This window comes from Chryseomicrobium imtechense (assembly GCF_041475995.1).
GTDB classification, from domain to species: Bacteria; Bacillota; Bacilli; order Bacillales_A; family Planococcaceae; genus Chryseomicrobium; species Chryseomicrobium aureum.
The window spans coordinates 187770-210215 of the sequence record NZ_JBGOBM010000004.1 but is presented as its reverse complement, the minus strand read 5'-3'; the positions used below and the strand labels follow the sequence as shown (position 1 = coordinate 210215).

Here is a 22446-nt window from a genome sequence, read left to right as displayed (position 1 = left end):
TGCTATTCTGAATAGAAAAAGCCGCACGAGGCGGCTTAATCACTTTACTGTTAAATACCAAAGCCTAATGAGAATAGAGCAATCGCAATAATTACACCGATCACTGGAATTGCTACAGTTACTGCCGCCATTGGCCAGTAGGCTGCACTATGCTTCTCGCCACAAATCGATTGAATTGTCGTAACAACATACCCATTGTGCGGAAGTGAATCCAGTGCACCTGATGAAATCGCAACTACACGGTGAAGTGCTTCCGCGTTCACACCAGCATCTAAATAGCCCGGTGCAATTAGTGGTAAAGCGATTTGTTGACCACCCGAAGCAGAGCCCGTCATACCCGCAATAACAGAGACAGCAACTGCTGCTCCTATAAGCGGAGAACCTGGAATGCTCGTCATTGCATTGACTGCAATTGAAAAGGCTTCTGTTTCTTTTGCCACTCCACCGAAACCTACTACTGCTGCCGTGTTCCCGATTGCAATAATTGCTCCAAGAGTCCCTTGTGAGACAGCTTCCCATGGATTTTTAAAGTATCTCCAGCTAACAATGAATGTTGCCAAAATACCAGACAACAAGGCAATGATTAAAGCCGACTGCTGCAGTGAATCATGGAAGATGAATGCAATGATCAATACGACAACGAGAGGTACAAAAGAAAGGAATGGGTTTGGTAATGGTCGTGTCGTGTCAAACGTTGGATCATTTGGACGTGCCTCAAACACTTCTCCTTTGTTTACTGCTTTCACAATTAGCTTTTTTAACCACATATAACCAAATACAGCCATGAAGATGGCGACAATGATACTAACTTCCCACCCTGCATAGGCATTCGTGCCAAGGAAAGGAATCGGAATCCAGTTTTGAATTTCTGGTGAACCTGCTGATGTCATCGTGAACGTCACAGAACCAAGACCTAATGTTGCCGGAATAAAGCGTCTTGGTAAGTTCGCTTGTTTGAATAGTGAAATTGCCATTGGATAGACGGCAAATGCAACTACAAATAAAGAAACTCCACCGTACGTCAAGATAGCACAGGCGATAACAATAGCTAATACTGCATATTTCAAACCTAGTTTGTCAGTTACAAACTTTGCAACAGCATCCGCTGCTCCGCTATCTTCCATCACTTTCCCGAAAATCGCACCAAGTAAGAACATCAAATACCAAGACATGATGAAACCTGTGAACCCAGTCATGTAACTCGTTACAAAGTTTGGTACGCCTTCAGCCGCAAGTTGCGGAAATAGTGGCATCCCTGATAATACAGCAACAAAAATTGCGGAAATTGGCCCAACGACGATGATATTAACACCTTTCATCGTCAAAAAGATTAATAGAAAGAGTCCTCCTAGCAGACCGATCATACTAAAAATTGTTTCCATTTTATTTCCCCCATCTAGTCATCGGGTCGTATTAGAACGAAACGTTCTCCTTCACGTTATCCACATTCAGGTCCGCTTCTGTTGCTTCTACGACGCCCTGAATTGTATGTCCTTCAAATACTTCTTTGAGGACGAGTCCATGTTCTGTCACTTCAATGACAGCACGGTCTGTGATAATTAAATTCACAACACCTTTACCTGTCAAAGGAAGCGTACATTCTTTTTTAATCTTCGGAGATCCGTCCTTTGCCACGTGATCCATGATGACAATAATTTTCTTTGCGCCGTGCACCAAGTCCATCGCGCCACCCATACCTTTGATCATCTTTCCTGGAATCATCCAGTTGGCAAGGTCACCCTTTTCAGATACTTCCATACCACCAAGGATGGCAACGTCAATGTGGCCTCCACGGATCATGGCAAAAGACTCTGCGCTTGTGAAGAATGCAGAACCTGGAATAGTTGTCACAGTTTCTTTCCCTGCGTTGATTAAGTCTGGATCAACTTGGTCTTTTGTAGGGTAGGGCCCTATTCCAAGTAGACCGTTTTCAGATTGTAAGACAACCGTTTTGTTCGGTGCAATAAAGTTTGCAACAAGTGTCGGAATCCCAATACCGAGATTCACATAGTTGCCATCTTCAATTTCCATCTCTGCACGTTTTGCAATAAATTCGCGTGTTGATAAAGTCATGAAAATCCCTCCTCTAATTAGTCTCGTGTCGTTAAACGTTCAATCCGCTTTTCTTGCTTCGCTTGGAATAGACCTTGCACATATACGCTCGGTGTATGGATCATCGCTGGATCTAGAGTACCTGTCTCCACGATTTCTTCCACTTCAGCGATCGTCACTTTACCAGCTGCCGCCATCATTGGATTGAAGTTTTGAGCTGTTTTATTGTAGATGAGGTTTCCGAATTTATCTGCTGTTGATGCACGTACGAGTGCGAAATCCGCAACAAGTGCTTCTTCTAAGACATATTCTTTGCCGTCAAATTCACGGACTTCTTTGCCATCAGCAACAACAGTGCCGACTCCGGCTGGTGTGAAGAATGCAGGAATCCCTGCCCCACCTGCACGACATTTTTCAGCGAGCGTCCCTTGTGGCGTTAATTCAACTTCGATTTCGCCAGACAGAACTTGGCGTTCAAATTCTTTGTTCTCTCCAACATACGAACCGATCATTTTTTTGATTTGCTTATTTTTTAGTAATAAACCTAATCCCCAGTCGTCGACTCCACAGTTATTGGAGATGACTGTTAAATCTTTAACACCTTTGTTTACAAGAGCGATGATCAGTTGCTCCGGTATACCGACAAGACCAAAGCCACCTACCATAAGTGTTGCTCCGTCCTGAATTTGGCTTACTGCTTCTTCTGCAGAAGAATAGATTGGCTTCATAGGAAACTTCCTCCTCGAGTTGTGTGTAAAAAAGCGCTTTCATAAGTATTAAAACAGAAGGACCGAGACATCGCAATAGACTGTGACGAAACTGTGACAATCTCAACTTCGAAACTTGTCCGATTTTCCGTACACATTCATTCAAAAACAGGTATGGGCACTGTATAAAAGCTATTTAAAAAATCCGGAAAATAAGACACTTTGTCTTAAAATCCGGATTTTAGGTCATAAGTTATATTTTTTTAATTTTTCATACAATGTCGATCTACTGATGCCAAGTGCCTTGGCCGCCTCTGTTTTGTCTGGAAATGCGGCAAGAGCATTTTCGAGCACTTGGACTTCCGTTTGCGCTAAAATATCTTCCAGCTTTCCCGATGTTGCATGATTTGTTTTTGAGGATTGGAACACATGCATGGGAATAGAAGCCGTCGTGAGTCGATTCCCTTCTGTCATATAGACCATCGCACGCAAAGTGTTGTATAGTTCACGTACATTTCCTGGCCATTGATACTCCACTAAATGACGCAACGTTTTCGGATCGACTTTCAAACCTCTTCTTCCCTCTTGTTGTTCGATTCGGTGGATGAAATATCTCGTTAGAAGTGAAAAATCTTCCATACGCTCTCGTAATGGTGGAATCTTTAGATACACTGATTGAATCCGGTAATACAAATCTTCACGGAAGCTCCCTGTAGATACGAGTTCTGCAAGATTTCGATTCGATGAGAACAGAAGACGCACGTCGGTTGTCGACTGTTCATTTTCAGTCAAAAATCGTAACAGTTTCGCTTGGACCGGTATTGCTAACGCATGAACTTCTTCTAACACAAGCGTTCCACTGGCAGCTTGATACACCTTACCTTCCTGTGGATCAAACAGCTCCTTTTCTGCAAGCTCTTGAGGAATCATTGCACAATTTAATTTGAGCAACGGTTTATCGGAACGGTCGGATAGCTTGTGAATGCTTTCTGCAAACATTTCTTTTCCGGTGCCGGTTTCCCCTTCGATGACCACTGGAAGTTTCGTTGGCGCGATCATGCGGATTGCCTCTTTCACTTTTCGAATGCCCGGTGATTCACCAATAATGTCTTCAAGATCCGTCAAGTGATCTGCAGTACCACTAAACCGTTGATCGATTCGTTCCATTGTCGTCTTAACATGGGCGCTCAGTCGTTTCCAGTCCGTCATATCTCGAAATATTACACTTCCGAAGGCGCCGACGATTTCTCCCTCTACAACTAGAGGTACTCGGTTTGCGAGCATATAGGTCCCTTTAATGTAATGAGGCGCGGCAATGTCTGCCTCTCCCTTTTCCATTACTTTGTGCATCTCCGTATTTTCAATGACATCTGCGACATGTTGACCAATGGCGTCTTTACGCTTGACCTCAAGAAAATGACAGTACTCTTCATTGATGTATAAAATCTTTGCCTCCCGGTCGACTACCACGAACCATTGAAATGCATTTTCGAGAATTTGATCCAATACTTCTGTTGATAATAACCCGATCCAGTCTTTCATTGTTCCGTCTCCTTTCGAAGGGGTCTGTCATATAAAACAGCGGGTATAATCGCTGCTGCCATGAAAACAGTAATGAATAGTAGCATCACACTCATTCCTTGGAGGTCTGCAATGACTCCTCCTATGACAGGCCCAATCATGCGGCCTACCGTAGCCGTACTGTTGACGATGCCTTGATAAAACCCAATTTTCCCGGGTGGTGCTAGTTGATTCGCAATCGTTGGAACCGCCGGCCAGACGAACATTTCTCCGAGCGTCAATATCACCATGGATACGACAAACATTGTAAACTGTTCGGCGAAAGCTACGACAATAAAGGAAATGAGCATAATAATGAGACCGACAACCATCTGCAATTTGATGCGGTGTTCGAGCCGTTTCACGATGGGTGCAATGAGTGGTTGTGCAAGCACAATAAGCGCACCGTTAATCGTCCACAACAAACTGTACTGTTTCAACGTGATTCCAATCTGCTGGGTATATGTTGAAATTGTAGATTGCCACTGTACATAGCCAACCCATGCGAGTAAATACGCACCAGAGATCAGCAGCAATGCATAGAATGGTGCTTTTCGGTCAATCTTGCTCCGTTCTTGCAAGACGTTTGTATTGACGGCCGCTTTCGTGTCATATTCGCGGTAGGCAACAAGCGCGAGCAAGAAGAATAGTACATACATCCACATGTTCGCTGTAAACAAATAATCGAACGAGTAACTCGCAATAATTCCTGCTGCAGCTGGTCCTAGGGCCACTCCCACGTTCGCTGCCAAATAAATGGCGTTGAACCCGCGCCGCCCACCTTCTGGCCAAGCGGTTCCGACAAGTGCGTACATACTCGGGAAGACAATTCCACCGCCAAGCCCAATTAAAATCATAAAGTACACATAATGGGGCCATCCGTGCCAAAAATTTAACCCAATGAGGGCCACGAGTGTGATTGTAATACCGAACATGATGGATTTATACCCACCTAGCCGGTCAAACATCCAACCTCCAAGCAGATTTCCAATGATCCCAGCACCTGCGTTTGCCATTAACACAAGTCCAGCGACGGATAACGATTTTCCTAAGTAGTCATTCATATAAATAGTATTTAAAGGCCACAGCAATGAGTTCCCTGTGACATTGATCAACATTCCAATTACTAAAAGCCAAACACGCTTTGGCATGATTCGTCATCTCCATTCACTCCACCCATTTTAGACCTTTTTTCATATTCCAACAAGATGATAAACTAGAGTGGAAAGGACGTGCCTGTATGTTACAAAATGCGTTAAATCAATCGAAGATCTATTTAAAAGAAATTATCGAGCCCGGTGACGTGGTCGTGGATGCAACTGCTGGAAACGGTCACGATACTTTATTCTTAGCAAAGCTTGTAACTCCTAGTGGAAAGGTTGTGGCGTTTGATATACAACAGGCGGCTGTCGAGTCAACCAAACAGCGCCTATCGAGTGCGGGAGTGGAACATGCAGAAGTCATCTTAGCAGGTCATGAGCGCATTGAGGAATTTATCTCACAAGACGTGCGTGCAGTTGTATTTAATTTAGGTTATCTTCCCGGTGCAGATCATACCGTTACTACGGAAAGTTCGAAGACGATTCAAGCGATTGAAGCAGCCATTCGACTGCTCGTTGTGAAAGGTCGCATTGTCCTTGTCATCTATCACGGTCATCAAACTGGAAAAATCGAACGTTCTGCAGTTCTTGACTTCGTAGCCACATTGCCACAAGAACAGTACCAGGTTCTGCATAGCGCCTTTCTCAATCAACAAAATTCGCCGCCGGAGCTTGTGGTGATTGAGAGAAAGAACTAAAAAACCAGTATCGACTCTTGAATTGAATCAAGAGATGATACTGGTTTTATTTATTAAATTTGTTCCTTCGCGGCTGCTTCCTCTACTGCTCGGGCCACAACCATGTGAAGTGCTGGATCTAGCGGAGTTGGAATCAATTCGCCACGGCGCGTGTGGCTTACAATCGCTTCCGCTGCTGCGATAAGCATTGGATACGTGATTTGTTTTGCTTCCGCATCGAGAGCCCCACGGAAAATTCCTGGGAAGCCGACAACATTGTTGACTGAACGTCCATCTGCTGCGAATGCAGCACCTGCTTTGATCGCTGCTGCCGGTTGAATTTCCGGATTAGGGTTAGATAACGCTAAAATGATTTGGCCTTCACGCACCATTTCCGGTTTAATCAAGCCTTCTACACCCGTTGTCGCAATGACGATGTCGCATTCTGCCATTAATGAATCTAATGAGTCCTTTGATTTACCGCCATATTTGTGAAGACGCTCAATGGCTTCTGGCTGACGATCGATTCCGTAAACATCTTTCACACCATACGCTAACAACATGCGAACGATGGCGAGTCCTGCTGCGCCGAGACCGATTTGACCCACGACTGCTTTAGTCGGATCAACACCTGTTGCGCGGCAAGCATTTAAAACGGCTGCCAATGTCACGACTGCTGTTCCGTGCTGGTCATCGTGCATGACTGGTATCGGTAATTCTGCTTTTAAGCGTTCTTCAATCTCAAAGCAATGAGGAGAACCAATATCTTCAAGTAAGATGGCACCAAAACCTTGGTGAATATGCTTGACTGTCTCTACAACTTTATCAGGGTCACTTGTGTCTAATAATATCGGTACGCCGCTTAAGCCAACGAACTGATCGAGTAAAACAGACTTCCCTTCCATAACCGGCATGCCAGCGACAGAGCCGATATTTCCTAAGCCAAGAATTGCCGTTCCATCTGTTACAATCGCCACTGATTTCCCAATTGAAGTGAAATACTTTGCTTGCTCAGGGTGCTTTTCAATTTCTAAACAGACACTTGCTACTCCAGGTGTATAGACGCGCTGCAAATCGCCGAGTGAACGCACATCAATGGTGCTCTTCATCGCAATTTTTCCACCTTCATGTGCTTTCAACACATCATCCGTCACTGCATGGATCTCAACGCCATTGCCAATTGACTCGATGTTTTGGATAACCGTTTGTAAATGTACTTCATCCCGACAAGTGACGGAAATATCGCGAACAGTTGTCAACGGACCGCTTTTGATCAACTTAATATCGCCAATATCCCCTTCCGCTGCTCCGATGGCAGAAGTGACAAGACCTAAATTTCCAACTTTTGATGGACTTTCTACTATAATATTACGAATGAGTTGCTGCATGATTCCTCTCCTTATAAGGTTTGTCATACGAGTATATCATATACGAGGTCAGACGTCATAGGACATAACCAAGCCGAAGAACGGCCAAATGAATGAAATCAATCGCACTCTTTGCTACAAATTCACGATCGGTATGTTGATGAATATCATGGCGCGCAGACGTCCATTCCGAGTAATGAAGCGTCGGGAATTTTTGACCCGCCATCCATGTGCGCACAGCTGGCACTGAAATCACTTTGTCCTCTGCTGCCAGTTGTAACCAAACAGGCACTGTCCATTCGCGTGAAGATTGTCCGACTGTTTTCATTCGCTCTTGCAATGCTTCATACCATTCCGTAGTGACCGTCGTATGTACGAGTTCGTCTTCCTGATATTCTTGTTGGAGAACGGCATCCGAAATATAGAGTTCAGCATCGAGTGGGAACTCAAGACGTTGATTGATTGTTAGTTTTGCTAAGCGGTTTGACCATTTCGAAGGGGTTGCTTTTAAGTCGATCCAAGGACTTGTCAGAAGAAGGCCTGCAACCGACTCTCTCGGTTTTCGCATATAGTGAAGAATCGTCGTGGCTCCGAATCCGTGCCCCAGTAAAAATATCGGTAAATGAAATTGGCTCGCATACTCTATGGCGCGCTCCAAATACAGTTCATATTCATCAATCGATTCATTATGGAGGCCTTTGTTCTTCGCGGCTTCTCCGTGACTTGGAAGATCACCCATGACAACATGGCAGTCGTTGCTTCGTAAGTATTCTATAACCCATGCGTAGCGTCTATGATGTTCCAATACATTATGGACGATAACGACAATGGCTTTCGGTTGGTTTTCGGTTTCCCATATCCACATGGCTACCTTCCCCTTTCTCATTCTGCTACACTTACTTTATAGTATAGCAAGGGTATAGAAAGGAAGTCTGTTATGATCTATCCATTTGGCGAAAAAACTCCAAATATCCATCCGTCCGTGTTTATTGCGGATTTCACGACCATCACAGGAGATGTAGAAATCGGTGAAGGGTCTTCAGTATTTTTCAACACTATCATTCGCGGCGACGTCAATGCGACACGCATTGGTCGTAAGGTCAACATCCAAGATCTTTGTTGCCTTCACCAAAGTCCTCAGTTCCCACTTGTCATAGAAGACGAAGTAACGGTCGGTCATCAAGTGACACTGCATAGTTGCACTATCCGGAAAGGTGCCTTGATTGGAATGGGTTCCATCATTTTAGATGGTGCAGAAATCGGAGAAGGTGCATTTATTGGAGCCGGTAGTCTCGTCCCTCAAGGAAAAATGATTCCTGCTGGTATGATGGCATATGGACGGCCAGCGAAGGTTGTGCGAGCTGTCAATGAGGAAGATAAGAAGGACATGGAGCGCATTGTGCGTGAGTATCATGAAAAGGGTCAATACTATAAAGGTTTGCAAGAATAACAAAAAAACTCCCAAGGAAGTAAATTCCTCGGGAGTTTCCTCATTTTATAAACCAGCTTTTGCTTTTAACTCAGCTGCTTTGTCTGTTTTTTCCCATGGTACATCGATGTCTGTACGACCAAAGTGTCCGTACGCAGCAGTTTGCTTGTAGATCGGACGACGAAGATCAAGCATCTTGATGATTCCCGCTGGGCGTAGGTCAAACAACTCGCGAATCCATGTTACCATGTCTGCTTCTGTTGCTTTTCCTGTACCGAATGTATCCACAGCAATTGAAACTGGCTGTGCTACACCGATTGCATAAGCAAGTTGCACTTCTACTTTATCCGCAAGACCCGCTGCTACGAGATTTTTCGCAACATAACGAGCTGCATATGCTGCAGAGCGGTCAACTTTTGTTGCATCTTTCCCAGAGAATGCACCGCCACCGTGACGTGCATAACCACCGTACGTATCAACGATAATTTTGCGGCCAGTTAAACCAGCATCTCCTTGTGGTCCACCGATTACGAAGCGGCCAGTTGGGTTGATAAAGTATTTCGTGTTTTCGTCAATCCACTCAGCCGGTACGACTGCGTTGATGACGTGTTCTTTCAAATCAGACTGAATTTGCTCTAGCGTAATTTCAGGAGCGTGTTGTGTAGAAATTACGATTGTATCGACACGCACTGGCTTGCCGTTTTCATCGTATTCAACAGTCACTTGTGTTTTACCGTCTGGACGTAAGTACTCAAGTGTTTCGTTTTTACGTACTTCCGATAAGCGGCGTGATAATTTGTGCGCCAAGCTGATTGGAAGTGGCATTAATTCTTCTGTTTCATTACAAGCAAATCCGAACATCAGACCTTGGTCACCCGCTCCGATAGCTTCGATGTCAGCGTCTGTCATAGACCCTTCGCGTGCTTCAAGTGCACGGTCTACTCCAGCCGCGATATCTGCAGACTGCTCATCAATTGCAGTTAAAACAGCAGATGTATCTGCGTCAAAACCGAATTTTGCACGTGTGTAGCCGATTTCTCGAACTGTTTCACGCACCGTTTTTTGAATGTCTACATAAGCAGATGTTGTAATTTCTCCAGCAACTAGAACAAGTCCAGTTGTGACGGTTGTTTCGCACGCTACACGTGCATTCGGGTCTTCAGTTAAGATTGCGTCAAGGATCGCATCTGAGATTTGGTCACAAATCTTATCCGGATGGCCTTCTGTTACTGATTCCGAAGTGAATAATCGACGTTGTGTCATGATATATTTCCTCCTTCTTGATCCTGCGGGATTGCTCCCGTGAATTGAACCGGTACTCATTCCCCATGGCAAGCCTAGAATACTTGAAGCTGTTTTGGATTTGGCGCATGGTTGAAGGCGTTCATAAATAATAAAATCCTTTCACTCACTAATGAGGAAAGGATGATTTCTTTGCACCTTTCACTCTTATCAATCAGGGGAATCCCCTGTCTCAGGTTGGGCACCTTTTCAATAAGTGTTGCATCTCTATCTTATTGAGGTTGCCGGGTTTCATAGGGCCTGACCCCTCCACCAGCTCGGGATAAGAGTATCCGTTCAATTTTCCATCATACGCATTCACCTATCGAAAGTCAACAAAAAACTGTGTGAAAGTCCCCACAAAAAAATCACTAATCAAGTGACGTATTAGTGTAGACTATTTAGTTTAATGTGTTATACTAATTCACATATTAGCATTCCGTCACTTCGGAAAATCTATTTAAGGATGGTATTTAACCTATGCAATCGATCGATACAAAAAGCGCAATTCAGTCTTTATTATCGGGAGACCAAGTCCACACGCAACTATCTGTAGCGGAACTTGTTGAACAAGCAACTGCTCGTGGTGAAGGTATGCTGACTTCAACTGGTGCACTACGTGCTGAAACTGGAAAGTATACGGGGCGTTCCCCAGAAGATAAATATATGGTAGATGAAGATATTTCACGTGATAAAGTAGATTGGGGTTCAGTCAACCGCCCAATCTCAAAAGAAGTATTCCAAAACTTATATGCAAAAGTTGTCGATTACCTACAAACAAAAGATGCTCTTTTCTTATTTAAAGGGTTCGCTGGTGCAGACGAAGCGTCTCGCCTACCAATCCAAGTAATCAATGAATACGCATGGCACAACTTGTTCGCCCATCAATTATTCATTCGTCCAACCGCTGAAGAGCTTGCTAACCACGAAGCACAATTCACAATCGTGAGTGCTCCAACGTTCAAAGCAGATCCTGCAGTTGATGGTACGAACTCTGAGACCTTCATCATGGTGTCTATTGAAGAGCGCATCGTACTAATCGGTGGTACGGAGTATGCGGGTGAGATGAAAAAATCCATCTTTGGTATTATGAACTACTTGCTTCCTGAGCAAGGGATTCTTCCAATGCACTGTTCTGCAAACGTAGGCGAAGAAGGCGACGTTACATTGTTCTTCGGTCTGTCTGGAACTGGGAAAACAACTTTATCTGCAGACAAAGGCCGTCATTTAATTGGTGACGACGAGCATGGTTGGTCAGATACGGGCGTCTTCAATATGGAAGGCGGATGCTACGCAAAATGTATCAACCTAACAGAAGAAAATGAGCCTGAGATCTATAACGCAATCAAATTCGGTACTGTTCTTGAGAACGTAGTCGTAAATGAAGAAACACGTGAAGCAGATTACGATGACAACTCTTTAACAGAGAATACACGTGCTGCCTATCCAATCGATTACATCGACAACATCATGGTGCCTTCTGTTGCAGGTCATCCAAAAACAATCGTGTTCTTAACGGCGGATGCGTTTGGCGTTTTGCCTCCAATCTCGAAATTAACAAAAGAACAAGCGATGTACCATTTCCTAAGTGGCTTCACATCAAAACTTGCGGGAACTGAGCGCGGGATTACAAGTCCACAACCAGTATTCTCAACATGCTTCGGTTCTCCTTTCCTACCACTTCCAGCTGCTGTATACGCAGAGATGCTTGGAAACAAAATTGACGAACACGGCGCAAACGTCTACCTTGTCAATACAGGTTGGACTGGTGGAGAGTATGGCGTTGGAACGCGTATGAAACTTTCTTACACACGCGCTATGGTTCGCGCTGCAATCGAAGGGAAACTTGAGAACGTAGAAACAGAGCAAGGTTCTGTATTCGGCGTTGCGATTCCTAAAGAAGTTCCTGGCGTACCAAGTGACGTCTTGAACCCACGTAATGCATGGGCAGACAAAGATGCTTATGACAAAAAAGCAAAAGAACTTGCAGATAGCTTCCGCGAGAACTTCAATAAGTTCTCTGGTGTTTCTGAAGAGATCATCTCTAAAGGTGGACCAATTATTTAATTGGACATACAGAACAAGGCCTACTCAATCCGAGTAGGCCTTGTTTTTTGCACATTTTCTTTAGTTAGTTTCCATAATATGACTTCGGGAGAATAAAAACCGATTTGGGTAGAAGAAATCACGGGTAGTGTAGAAGAAATCTCCAATTCGTCCGATGAACGCTCGCTCAGCGCCCCTGCTCAAGCATCCACTCGAGCGCTTCGCGTAAAATCTGTCGGTTCAGTGGGTCGGGCACAAAGTGATGGTGGTTTTCTAGATACCTCGTAGTCACAGGCTTATTTAAACCTTTCAATTTCTCCTCCAGAATCGTTGCGTGCTCAAACCCAACATTAGTATCTAGTTCCCCGTGAATGATGAGAACGGGTGCATTCATACGCTCTAATTGATGTAGCACGTCACGGTCTTCAAACGCATCTGGAGCCTTTTTAGGGGTCCCGCCGTAGATGCGTTTCATCATCCGGCGCATGTCTACACGTTCTTCATAAGTCAAATAGATGGAAGACACTCCTCCCCAAGTCACGAGCGAGGTCACTTCGGGTCGCATCACCGCTGCCCACAATGCCATGATTCCACCACGACTAAACGCAAACAGATGAATACGTGTATAGCCGCAAGCCGCTAAATAATCAACAGCTCCGTAAGCGTCTTGACGATCGGCACCCACAAACTCGTCTTTTCCTTCGCCTCCAAACGAACCGCGATAGTGCGGTGCGAATACCGTAAACCCTTGAGCTGCAATTTGTGCAATTCGAGCTCCTCGTACTTTTCCGATTTGATTGATTCCTCCGCGTAAATAGACAATGGCTTCTTGTGCCCCTGCAACTGGTTCAGCTAGCCATCCCTTTACGAGAAATTCATCAGAATAATAGGTTACTTCGTATATGCGGACTTTGCTATTTGGACTAGGAATCCGATGTTTCTTATAAAGTGGGAACTTCTTTTTTAGTTGCGTCAGGATTGCTTTCATCCCATCGTCTTTCATATAAAAACTCAAAAACGGATGTCTTTCAATATCTCGAAGCGTCAACCACTCGCGAGCCGTCGTTTCATGGAGAGCATCAAAGTGATCCACCTTTTTAAAGTCCGCCAAAAACACGGTTTTCACAAATGGTTCATCACTTTGCACTTCGTAAGATGCGAGCCAAGTAAGATTTTGAATCTGAATCGCAGTCTCTTCATAAACTTCTCGAAGGGCTGCATCTTCAAGCGATTCCCCTACTTCCCGTTTCCCACCTGGAAATTCATACCCTCGCGTAGAGTGTTTGGTTAGTAAAAACTTTGGACCTTTGCGAACAATGACGAGCACATGATGAGACTCCCTTTCAAACTGATTGGGTTCAAATGAAAACTTAACTTGTGTATTAGTCAAATCTTGAAATAGCAGCATTCTCTCACGCCTTTCTTCCCTTTGAGTATATCAAAGTTGATACGGCACATAAGAAAAAGGAGTTTCTCAAAAATAAGAAACTCCTCATAATTTGTGTTGTTGTGTAGGGGAAGCGTTCCGCGGGCGCGGGCTGAGCCAAGGTCTCAGCTTCCGCTTTTAATCCCGCTGGAGTCACCCCTACACAAAATTAAACATTGAAACAGTTTTTAACAACTACAACTACAACTACAACTACTATTCGTTTGTGTCCCCAAGGAATGCGTTGAGCATCCACTGGTGTTTTTCGATACTTTGATAGATGGCGTTTAGCAGATCTTCAGTCATATCATCTTCGTCTTTCGCTGCTTCGTCCATTCCTTTTTTCAACGATTTCATAATCGTGTCAAAGTCTTTGACGATGGTCCCAACCATTTGCTCAGTTGATTCTTTGCCTGTTGCTTCCTTAACTACTGAAAGTTCAAGGTGCTCTTTTAGTGTTGCCGTTGGTTTTCCACCTAACGTAAGGAGACGCTCTGCAATCTCATCCATATGCAGTGTCGCTTCGTTGTAGAGTTCTTCAAACTTCGCGTGGAGTGTGAAGAAAGTTGGTCCCTTTACATACCAATGGTAATTATGTAACTTCGTGTACATGACGGACCATGTGGCTACTTGTTTGTTCAGTTCTTTGTTTAAAGCTGCTGACATAAAAACATCTCTCCTTTTAAGTCGGTCTACTATTCATATTCCCATCTTATGGAGTAAACTAAACATCATGAGGTGAACTGATGTGAAACAAATTTTTATAGCGATTATTCGCTTTTACCAAAAAGCTATCTCTCCCCTGACTCCACCAAGCTGTCGCTTTTACCCGACCTGTTCCCATTACGGTGTAGAAGCCATCCAAAAACATGGCGCACTGAAAGGCGGATTTTTAACAGTACGCCGTATATCAAAATGTCATCCTTTTCATGAAGGCGGATTAGACCCTGTTCCTGACGAATGGCCACCAAAAAAGTAATTGGTGGTTTTTTGTTGCATTTTTTTTATGCAGCTTGTATGATTAGAAAGTCATTTATAAAACGTAATCATTACTATTTGGAGGAAATTATGAAAAAATATGCTTTGCCCCTATTTGCTGCTTCCGCTTTAACACTTGCCGCTTGTTCTTCAGAAACACAACCAGAAACTGAAACACCTGAAACACAACCTGCAGAATCAGCAGAACAGGTGGATACACTTTCCATCTATACTACTGTTTATCCACTGGAATACTTCTCAGAAAGAATCGGCGGAGAATTTGTAACAGTAGAATCTGTATATCCACCCGGCGCTGACGAACATACCTTTGAGCCTTCCCAGCAAGACATGATCAAATATGCTGATGCAGATCGTCTATTTGCTATCGGTTTGGGATTAGAAGGATTTATTAGCAGTGCAAAAGATACTCTTGCAAATCAGCAAGTAGAAATTGTTGAACTCGCGGATTCAATTTCGGATGATATGCTTTTAGATGCGACAGACGACGGGCATGATCATTCTGAAGAAGAGAAGCATGGACACGACGAAGAACATGGACACGATGATCACTCAGAAGACGAACACGGCCATAATGAGTCAGCAGATTCTCACGAAGGACACGACCACGGTCCACTTGATCCACACGTGTGGATTTCTCCTACACTAAGCATTGAACTAGCAAAAACTGTCCGTGATGAATTGATTGAAGCTTCTCCTGAAAACGAAGAATTCTTCAATGAAAACTTTGCAGCACTTGAAAAAGAGTTAATTGCCTTAGATGCTTCTTTTGAAGAAATGGTTTCTGAAGCTACCCGCGATACATTCTTTGTATCTCACGCAGCATTTGGATATTGGGTAAAAGACTATGGCCTTAACCAAATCGCAGTCGCTGGTATCAGCACGCAAGACGAGCCTTCGCAAAAAGAGTTGGCTTCTTTAGTCGATCAAGCACGTGAACAAGAAATTGAGTATATCTTAACAGAACAAAATGTTTCATCAAAGCTGACTGAAATCATTCGCAATGAAGTCGGAGCAGAAACTCTTTCTCTTCATAACTTAGGTGTTTTAACTCAAGAAGACATCGACAACGGTGAAGACTATATTTCATTAATGGAACGAAATATCGAAACACTGCGTACAGCTTTGCAATAAGCTAACTACCAAAATAAAAACCAGTTGCTTCTCTAGATCTTTAAGAGAAGCAGCTGGTTTTTAAATTGTCATTAATTGGTGCCTGTCACCATTTGGAAACCACTTCCATTTGGTGCCTGTCACCCCTTAATAAGATTTTGAAGACGCATCATCGCACTTGTCGAAACTAAAGTTGGGTGTAGTGGAGGGGCTGACTCCAGTGGGATTCCAGTCTGCCGTGAGATCTCGCAGGAGCCTGCGACGAGGAAGCTCACGCAGCGCCCTCGGAAAGCAGCCCCGTAGCGGAACTCAACTTTTCTTGAGCGGCGTTCTCCACATCTACATGAAATCGAGTTACGCCTCCTAGAAATCCCGCAAGAAGCCATCGCGGCCCATGAAGCAAAAAGCGCTTCACAGTCCACGCTGTCATCTCGCACAATTTCTGAACAGTCGGCTCCACATCTAAAGTAACCGGTCCTTCAGTTCACGTCGCACAAGCTTATTGGAAGCATTCCGAGGAAGCGCGTCCACAAAATAATAGTGAACCGGCTGTTTGTAAGAAGCAAGGCTTGTTGACAAGAACGTCTTCAGATCTGGTTCGCAGCCGTCTTTCACTTGCACAAATGCCACAGGTACCTGCCCCCACTTGGCATCGTCCATCGCGACAACACCTGCATCAAGTACATCCGGATGAGCCAGTAATGCCTGTTCTACCTCTGCAGGATAAATGTTTTCTCCACCAGAAACAATCAAATCTGACCGGCGATCCAAAATGTATAAGTAACCCTCTTCATCAATACGACCAATATCCCCAGTTTTGAACCACCCGTCTTCCGTTGTCGACTGCTGAGTAGAAGCCATTCCGATATAACCAGGTGTCACATGAGAACCACGCACCCAAATTTCTCCTTCGTTCTCCCCGTCTATTCGAACGTCAGCAAAAAACAATGGCCTTCCGGCTGACCCAGCTTTTCGAATGGCGTCCTCTGCTCCTAGCGTACATGTCTGACTAGAAGTCTCTGTCATACCATACGTCTGGATAACCGGGAATCCATAGAGCTGGGCTTTCTCAAGATAAGGAACGGGAACAGGTCCTCCCCCTGCAAGTGCAACTCGAAAAGTCGAAGGCAGTGGTTCCTGCTCATTTTCTACGATTTCAAGAAGTTGCTGCAACATCGTTGTCACTACGGAAAGATGCGTGACTCCTCGCGTTTGGATTGCTCTCATCACGCTCTCTGGACGGAATCTATCATGCAACTCGAGAGTCGAGCCGTAAATGAGTGAGCGCATGATCATTGAAAACCCACTGATATGATAAAGCGGCATTACACAGAGCCATTTATCTTCCGGTAAGATCCCTAAATTTAAAGCAGACCCGAGCGCACTCGTCATATGGTTCTCAAGCGTCTGTCTCACTCCCTTAGGGCGACCGGTCGTCCCGGAAGTATACATGATCGAAATGGTTCGGTTCGCAGCCCACATATCTTGCGGGTCCAGAGTCTCAAATCGGTCTCCAAGAATAGTTTCATATAAAAATACATGTTCAAGGAGTGCACGCTCTTTTTGATCAGTGACCGTCCATACCACTTCTGAATCCAGTTGTTGAAAAAGAAACTCCTCCTGCGTCAAACGATCATTGAAAAAAACAATCTCAAACTCTTTCAATAGCGCCGCGAGAATATAGAAGTACATGCTTTCACTATTTTTCGCCCAAAACGCCACTCGGTCGCCGCTCTTTCCAGGAAGTCGCTGTGCGATGCGTTCTACTTCCTTATAAACTTCCGACCACGAATACAAAGTACCATTCATTTCAAAAGCAATTCGATCAGGCGTTAAAGCTACACGTTTACGTAAAAGATTTGGGTACATACTGCCAGTCCTTTCCTAGAAAAAGAAAAGCTGCCCAGTTGGACAGCTTACGAGTAAATCAAGGGAATCGTGGGAATTGACCAAAGTTCGGCTTACGCTTTTCTTTAAATGCATCGCGGCCTTCTTTTGCCTCATCCGTAGTGTAGTACAGTAATGTTGCGTCTCCAGCCATTTGTTGAAGTCCTGCAAGTCCATCTGTGTCAGCGTTCATTGCTGCTTTCAAGAAACGAAGAGCTGTTGGAGACATCTCAAGCATTTCTTCACACCATTTCACTGTCTCATCTTCAAGATCTGCATAAGGAACAACAGTGTTTACTAAGCCCATATCAAGTGCTTGTTGCGCATCATATTGACGGCATAAGTACCAGATTTCACGCGCTTTCTTGTGACCAACGATACGTGCAAGGTAACCAGAACCGTATCCTGCATCAAATGAACCGACACGTGGACCCGTCTGACCGAAACGAGCGTTGTCCGCTGCGATAGATAAGTCACACACAACGTGTAAAACGTGTCCGCCACCAATTGCGTATCCTGCTACCATTGCCACTACTGGCTTTGGAATCACACGGATTAAGCGTTGCAGATCAAGTACATTCAGACGTGGAATTTCGTCGTCTCCTACGTAACCACCATGGCCACGTACAGATTGATCTCCACCAGAACAGAATGCTTTTTCACCCTCACCAGTCAAAATGATGACACCGATATCTTTGTTGTCACGCGCACGTGAAAACGCATCGATTAATTCATGAACAGTTTTTGGGCGGAATGCATTGCGCACTTCCGGACGATTGATTGTAATTTTTGCGATTCCGTTGAAGAACTCATACTTGATATCTTCATATGTACGGAGCGATTGCCATTCTCTTGTCATAGTGTTGCCTCCTTTAAAGTACATCCTCTATTATTGTACCAAACATTTGCGGATTTTCCACTTGAATCGCATGGCCGACATTCGGTACAATGCGTAACGTCGCATTCGGTAAACGCGCACTCATTTTTTTAGCAATCTCCACAAACTTTGTGTCCAGTTCTCCTACAACCATATGGACTGGATGATGATAACTTTCTAACTCGTTCCAGTAGCTCGGCATATTCCCCGTACTAAAATCTTCCAAACTGGTAGCGAGTTGCTCGGCATCATGTTGCAAACGTTCTGAACGCACCATCTGTTGAACATCTACAGGAAGGCGCTTTTGACTTTCAAACAACGGAATGTTCTCCCAGTAAGAAACAAACCAGTCCAATCCATTCTGACGAATTTTCTCAGCAAGATTTTGGTCGGCCTCATGTCGCGCATCTCGATCGTTTTGCAGCTCAATACCTGGCGAACTGCTGACAAGAATCAGCTGCTTCACAGGAAATTTCTGCGCATACCCCATTGCTAGACGCCCTCCCATTGAATAACCGAGCACTGTAGCTTCTTTCAACTTGTGCTGTTGAAGAAAATCCTCCAACCAGTTAATCTGGTGATGCATTTCCAACGTTTCATAGGAATAGGTGATCTCTCCGTGCCCTGGAAGCGTTGGCGCGATTACATGAATATCTTCTGACAACATTTCCACAACGCGCTCAAAAGAACGAGGTGATCCCGTGAAACCGTGCAGAACGACCAGTTTTTTCGTTCCAGTAGGATTCCATACTTTATACATCCGGAGTCCAACTTTCCTTCACACGTTTCCACAGTTTACGGTGTGCTTTTGTATTCGCTTGACGATTCGTAGTCACTTCAAGGATGCGTAGACCAGTTGATGATTTCGAAACGAGCTCACTCAATTGCTCTTTAGACTCCACAAGTACATATGGAATAGAATACATGTCAGCGAGATGCTTAAATGTCACGCCAGAACCAGTGCCAAACAATTTCTCAAAATACTCCGGTTCAGATGCTTGAGGCAGATAGGAGAAGATGCCTCCTCCATCATTGTTCATCACAATAATCGTCGCTTCCACATGTTGATAGCGACTCAATAAAAGACCATTTGCATCGTGCAAGAACGCAAGATCCCCAATCAACAAATAGAGTGGCTTTTCTAGAGCTTTTTGAGCACCGAGTGCTGTCGAGACCACTCCATCAATTCCATTCGTCCCTCGGTTTGCAAGGATTGAAATCCCTTTAGAATCTGCTGTGTGGAATGTATCTACATCGCGTATCGGCATACTACTACTTGCAAATAAAACAGCATCTTCAGGAAGAGCATCAAAAACTGTGGCAATATAAGCCCCTTCATCTTGCTCGACCTCACGATAAGCATGCACGAGTTCTCTAGCTACGACGTTGTTCGCCTGCCAGATGGCCAAGCTCTTATGATGAGATGATCGAGCTGTTTGAATACCTACTAAAGCTTCTATACCTCCCACGACCGTTTCTGTCGCAAGTCCAAGTGGGTCTCGAAAGCGAGCTGCCTCGTCTACCACTATAAAGCTTGTTGGCTTCGAAGTTTTTAAGAAGATGCCGAGAAATTTAGAGACTGGCTGTGGACCAATGCGAATAACGACGTCTGGTGAAAGTCTCTCGTAACTCATGTCATTTTTTAATAAAGCATCATAGTTTTCGATAATAAGAGACTTTAATTTCGGGTGCTTTGACGACCGTAAATTCGATAAAGGGTCGCATAAAACCGGCCAGCCAAGATCTGCCAAATAATCCTCAACCATGCTCACTTTTGAAAGAGCAAGTTCTCCAACGATTACAATTCCAGATTTCGCTTGCTCAACTATCGTAGTTAGTTGACTGCGCATCTGCTCAGATAAAACCGATTGTGTCGAATCGAGCATCTTTTCTCGTTTCGCTGGAATCTCCATCTCAAAATCAAGGAGCAACGGTTCACGGAATGGAATATTTAAATGAACGGGGCCTCTTGGATTCGTGCAAGACTCCAGGACTGCACGTGTTGTTTGACTATATACAAAAGGCGTTGTGCCCTCGAATGAATCCACAACCGGATAATCTATTGCCCATTTAACATGCGTGCCATACATTTTCACCTGATCGATGGTTTGTGGCGCACCGACTTCGCGCAGTTCATGTGGGCGATCTGCCGTTAACACGATTAATGGAATACGCGCATAATACGCCTCGACAATTGCAGGGAAATAGTTAGCAGCTGCTGAACCCGATGTACAAATGAGAGCAACCGGCTTTCCTGAGGCTTTCGCAAGGCCAAGAGCATAAAATGCTGCCGAACGCTCATCTACTTGAATAGATGCCGAAAAATCTTGGTCCGACACAACTCCATAAGCGAGTGGCGTTGAACGTGAACCAGGACTTATAACAACTTCAGAAACGCCATAGTCTTTCAGTCCTGAAAGTATAGCGCGAACGTAAGCCGTGAGATTCTGCTTATAATTCATGACGGTTGCCCCCTAAAACACGAAGCATCGGCCGGAACTTAACATTTGTCTCTTCGAGTTCAGCAAGTGGTTCTGATTCTGAGACAATTCCACCTCCTGCATATAACAGCGCTTTACCACCTCGCAGGAGCGCCGATCGTATACCCACCGCAAATTCTCCATTGTCATTTGCATCTACAAAACCAATTGGAGCCGCATAATACCCACGATCCATCTGTTCAAGCTCTCGAATAAGTTCAACAGCTCGTTTGCGTGGTGTTCCACCTAATGCTGGAGTCGGATGCAAAGCTTTCACAAATGAAAACATATCGGCATCTTTTTTTGCTGTGCCCTGAATAGGTGAAAACAAATGCTGGATGTCACGAATTTTTAAAAGCTTAGGTTGTTGCGGGATTTGCAGATCTGTACAAATCGGTTCAATGACCGTGCGAATCATAGAGACGACGAAGTCATGTTCCTCGCGATTTTTCTCATCTGCGAGTAAAGCATTTCCTAAACGTTGATCTTCCCCCACGTCTTTTCCGCGACGAACAGAACCAGCCACTCCAGCTGAAAAAATCATCCCATGCTCTTTACGAATCAAGCGTTCAGGTGTTGCACCAACAAAAGCAGATGCGCCGTTTTCTAAGACAAAGATATAGCTCTCCGGCTGCTCTTGAAGCGCATAGTAAAGAGCAGAACCTGTTGAAACCGGTTCCTCAAAATCTAATTCAATCGATCGTGAAATTACGACTTTGTCTACTTCTCCACGAGTGATTTCTTTTTTTACCGCGCGCACAGCAGCCAAATAATCCGGAACGTTCCTCTCCGTCTTTTCGATAACCACAGCCTTTTCGAACAGTGGTCGCTCTTGCACCTGTGCAACATGAAGAAGACGGTCTCTCTCTTTTCGAAGTTCATCAAAACGAGCACTCTGATCGGAGCGCTCTACTAAACTATTGATGGAGAGTTTCGTGGATTCATTTTTTATTTCTAATTGAAATTCTGGAACTACAAAATAGGAAGATGAAAACTTACGCCATTCATCACTTCCTGGATGTTTTGCATCAAATGAAAACCCTCCAAATAATAAAGGTGCTTGGTCTAATTGCTCTTTCACCACTAATTGCTTTATTCGGTTCCATTCCGTTTGAATGACCTCAACTCTATCATCACCCGTTGCTTTTAATACGATTGCATGACCAATCCCAACAATCGTATGGGTTTTCTCTCGATTTTGCCAAAAGAAGCGCTGACCTTGGTAGTGTCGGTCCCCAGCTTCAAAAAATGCAATAGGAGAAATTCCTTCTGTATCAATCGTCTCTGTATAGAGAAACTCAGTACCTGTTAGAGAGCCTACTTGTTTTGACATTGTTTAAACCTCCGTGACTTTACACTTCACACTATCTTCATTTTACTCTTTTCCGGATTTGCTCGCACACTTTAGACTCGAAAACTCCCTGAAAAATACTTCATGTCAACTTTCT

General features: G+C 44.4%; 20 protein-coding genes and 1 riboswitch. Of the genes, 5 read left to right on the top strand and 15 right to left on the bottom strand.

What is annotated here, in order from left to right:
- Positions 1 to 50: 50 nt before the first annotated feature.
- From AB5N96_RS05890 to AB5N96_RS05870, 5 genes are all read right to left on the bottom strand, one after another.
- Positions 51 to 1373: a GntP family permease gene (locus AB5N96_RS05890; protein WP_204590530.1), complete on the bottom strand. Its 1323-nt coding sequence runs from the start codon at positions 1371 to 1373 to the stop codon at positions 51 to 53.
- A 40-nt stretch (positions 1374 to 1413) separates the two neighbouring features.
- Complete coding sequence (locus tag AB5N96_RS05885) at positions 1414 to 2073, bottom strand: 3-oxoacid CoA-transferase subunit B (protein WP_204590507.1); 660 nt, start codon at positions 2071 to 2073, stop codon at positions 1414 to 1416.
- 17 nt (positions 2074 to 2090) lie between these two features.
- A complete protein-coding gene (locus tag AB5N96_RS05880; protein WP_204590508.1) occupies positions 2091 to 2780 on the bottom strand; it encodes a CoA transferase subunit A in 690 nt (229 codons plus the stop codon).
- A 225-nt stretch (positions 2781 to 3005) separates the two neighbouring features.
- On the bottom strand, positions 3006 to 4301 hold the full coding sequence (locus AB5N96_RS05875) for a sigma-54 interaction domain-containing protein (RefSeq protein WP_499704922.1): 1296 nt from the start codon (positions 4299 to 4301) through the stop codon (positions 3006 to 3008).
- Complete coding sequence (locus AB5N96_RS05870) at positions 4298 to 5470, bottom strand: MDR family MFS transporter (RefSeq protein ID WP_499704921.1); 1173 nt, start codon at positions 5468 to 5470, stop codon at positions 4298 to 4300. The genes AB5N96_RS05875 and AB5N96_RS05870 overlap by 4 nt, the downstream gene beginning before the upstream one ends.
- Before the next feature lie 89 nt (positions 5471 to 5559).
- On the opposite strand from AB5N96_RS05870, the gene mnmM reads away from it, so the two are divergent.
- Complete coding sequence (mnmM, locus tag AB5N96_RS05865) at positions 5560 to 6117, top strand: tRNA 5-(aminomethyl)-2-thiouridylate-methyltransferase MnmM (RefSeq protein ID WP_499704920.1); 558 nt, start codon at positions 5560 to 5562, stop codon at positions 6115 to 6117.
- 53 nt (positions 6118 to 6170) lie between these two features.
- Here the strand turns inward: mnmM and AB5N96_RS05860 are convergent, their stop codons facing one another.
- Together AB5N96_RS05860 and AB5N96_RS05855 are read right to left on the bottom strand one after the other, a co-directional pair.
- A complete protein-coding gene (locus AB5N96_RS05860) occupies positions 6171 to 7484 on the bottom strand; it encodes an NAD-dependent malic enzyme (RefSeq protein WP_499704919.1) in 1314 nt (437 codons plus the stop codon).
- Between the two features lie 55 nt (positions 7485 to 7539).
- A complete protein-coding gene (locus AB5N96_RS05855) occupies positions 7540 to 8328 on the bottom strand; it encodes an alpha/beta hydrolase (RefSeq protein WP_499704918.1) in 789 nt (262 codons plus the stop codon).
- Between the two features lie 72 nt (positions 8329 to 8400).
- Here AB5N96_RS05855 and AB5N96_RS05850 point away from each other — a divergent pair, with 72 nt between their 5' ends.
- Complete coding sequence (locus AB5N96_RS05850; protein WP_499704917.1) at positions 8401 to 8913, top strand: gamma carbonic anhydrase; 513 nt, start codon at positions 8401 to 8403, stop codon at positions 8911 to 8913.
- Between the two features lie 45 nt (positions 8914 to 8958).
- Here the strand turns inward: AB5N96_RS05850 and metK are convergent, their stop codons facing one another.
- Complete coding sequence (metK, locus tag AB5N96_RS05845; protein ID WP_338032458.1) at positions 8959 to 10158, bottom strand: methionine adenosyltransferase; 1200 nt, start codon at positions 10156 to 10158, stop codon at positions 8959 to 8961.
- Positions 10159 to 10338: 180 nt separating this feature from the next.
- Positions 10339 to 10463, bottom strand: a riboswitch (SAM riboswitch).
- 190 nt (positions 10464 to 10653) lie between these two features.
- Between metK and pckA the strand changes: the two genes are divergently transcribed.
- Positions 10654 to 12240, top strand: coding sequence for a phosphoenolpyruvate carboxykinase (ATP) (gene pckA, locus AB5N96_RS05840; protein ID WP_499704916.1), 1587 nt, complete (start codon positions 10654 to 10656; stop codon positions 12238 to 12240).
- 166 nt (positions 12241 to 12406) lie between these two features.
- On the opposite strand, the gene AB5N96_RS05835 is transcribed toward pckA, so the two are convergent.
- On the bottom strand, positions 12407 to 13627 hold the full coding sequence (locus tag AB5N96_RS05835) for a prolyl oligopeptidase family serine peptidase (protein WP_499704915.1): 1221 nt from the start codon (positions 13625 to 13627) through the stop codon (positions 12407 to 12409).
- 234 nt (positions 13628 to 13861) lie between these two features.
- Entirely contained in the window at positions 13862 to 14311 is a 450-nt protein-coding gene (locus AB5N96_RS05830) for a Dps family protein (RefSeq protein ID WP_204590518.1), read from the bottom strand.
- 82 nt (positions 14312 to 14393) lie between these two features.
- Here AB5N96_RS05830 and yidD point away from each other — a divergent pair, with 82 nt between their 5' ends.
- Together yidD and AB5N96_RS05820 are read left to right on the top strand one after the other, a co-directional pair.
- A complete protein-coding gene (gene yidD / locus AB5N96_RS05825; protein WP_204590519.1) occupies positions 14394 to 14624 on the top strand; it encodes a membrane protein insertion efficiency factor YidD in 231 nt (76 codons plus the stop codon).
- 89 nt (positions 14625 to 14713) lie between these two features.
- Positions 14714 to 15775, top strand: coding sequence for a metal ABC transporter solute-binding protein, Zn/Mn family (locus tag AB5N96_RS05820; RefSeq protein WP_499704914.1), 1062 nt, complete (start codon positions 14714 to 14716; stop codon positions 15773 to 15775).
- A 441-nt stretch (positions 15776 to 16216) separates the two neighbouring features.
- On the opposite strand, the gene menE is transcribed toward AB5N96_RS05820, so the two are convergent.
- From menE to AB5N96_RS05795, 5 genes are read right to left on the bottom strand one after another with little or no spacing between them, the layout of a single operon-like run.
- Positions 16217 to 17623 (bottom strand): o-succinylbenzoate--CoA ligase, encoded by a 1407-nt coding sequence (gene menE / locus AB5N96_RS05815; protein WP_499704913.1) that lies wholly within the window; start codon positions 17621 to 17623, stop codon positions 16217 to 16219.
- Positions 17624 to 17681: 58 nt separating this feature from the next.
- Positions 17682 to 18500: a 1,4-dihydroxy-2-naphthoyl-CoA synthase gene (menB, locus tag AB5N96_RS05810; RefSeq protein ID WP_204590522.1), complete on the bottom strand. Its 819-nt coding sequence runs from the start codon at positions 18498 to 18500 to the stop codon at positions 17682 to 17684.
- 13 nt (positions 18501 to 18513) lie between these two features.
- Positions 18514 to 19278 (bottom strand): 2-succinyl-6-hydroxy-2,4-cyclohexadiene-1-carboxylate synthase, encoded by a 765-nt coding sequence (menH, locus tag AB5N96_RS05805; protein WP_499704912.1) that lies wholly within the window; start codon positions 19276 to 19278, stop codon positions 18514 to 18516.
- Entirely contained in the window at positions 19271 to 20980 is a 1710-nt protein-coding gene (gene menD, locus AB5N96_RS05800) for a 2-succinyl-5-enolpyruvyl-6-hydroxy-3-cyclohexene-1-carboxylic-acid synthase (protein WP_499704911.1), read from the bottom strand. Before menD ends, menH begins: the two co-directional genes overlap by 8 nt.
- Entirely contained in the window at positions 20970 to 22331 is a 1362-nt protein-coding gene (locus AB5N96_RS05795; RefSeq protein ID WP_204590525.1) for an isochorismate synthase, read from the bottom strand. The genes menD and AB5N96_RS05795 overlap by 11 nt, the downstream gene beginning before the upstream one ends.
- Between the last annotated feature and the right edge of the window lie 115 nt (positions 22332 to 22446).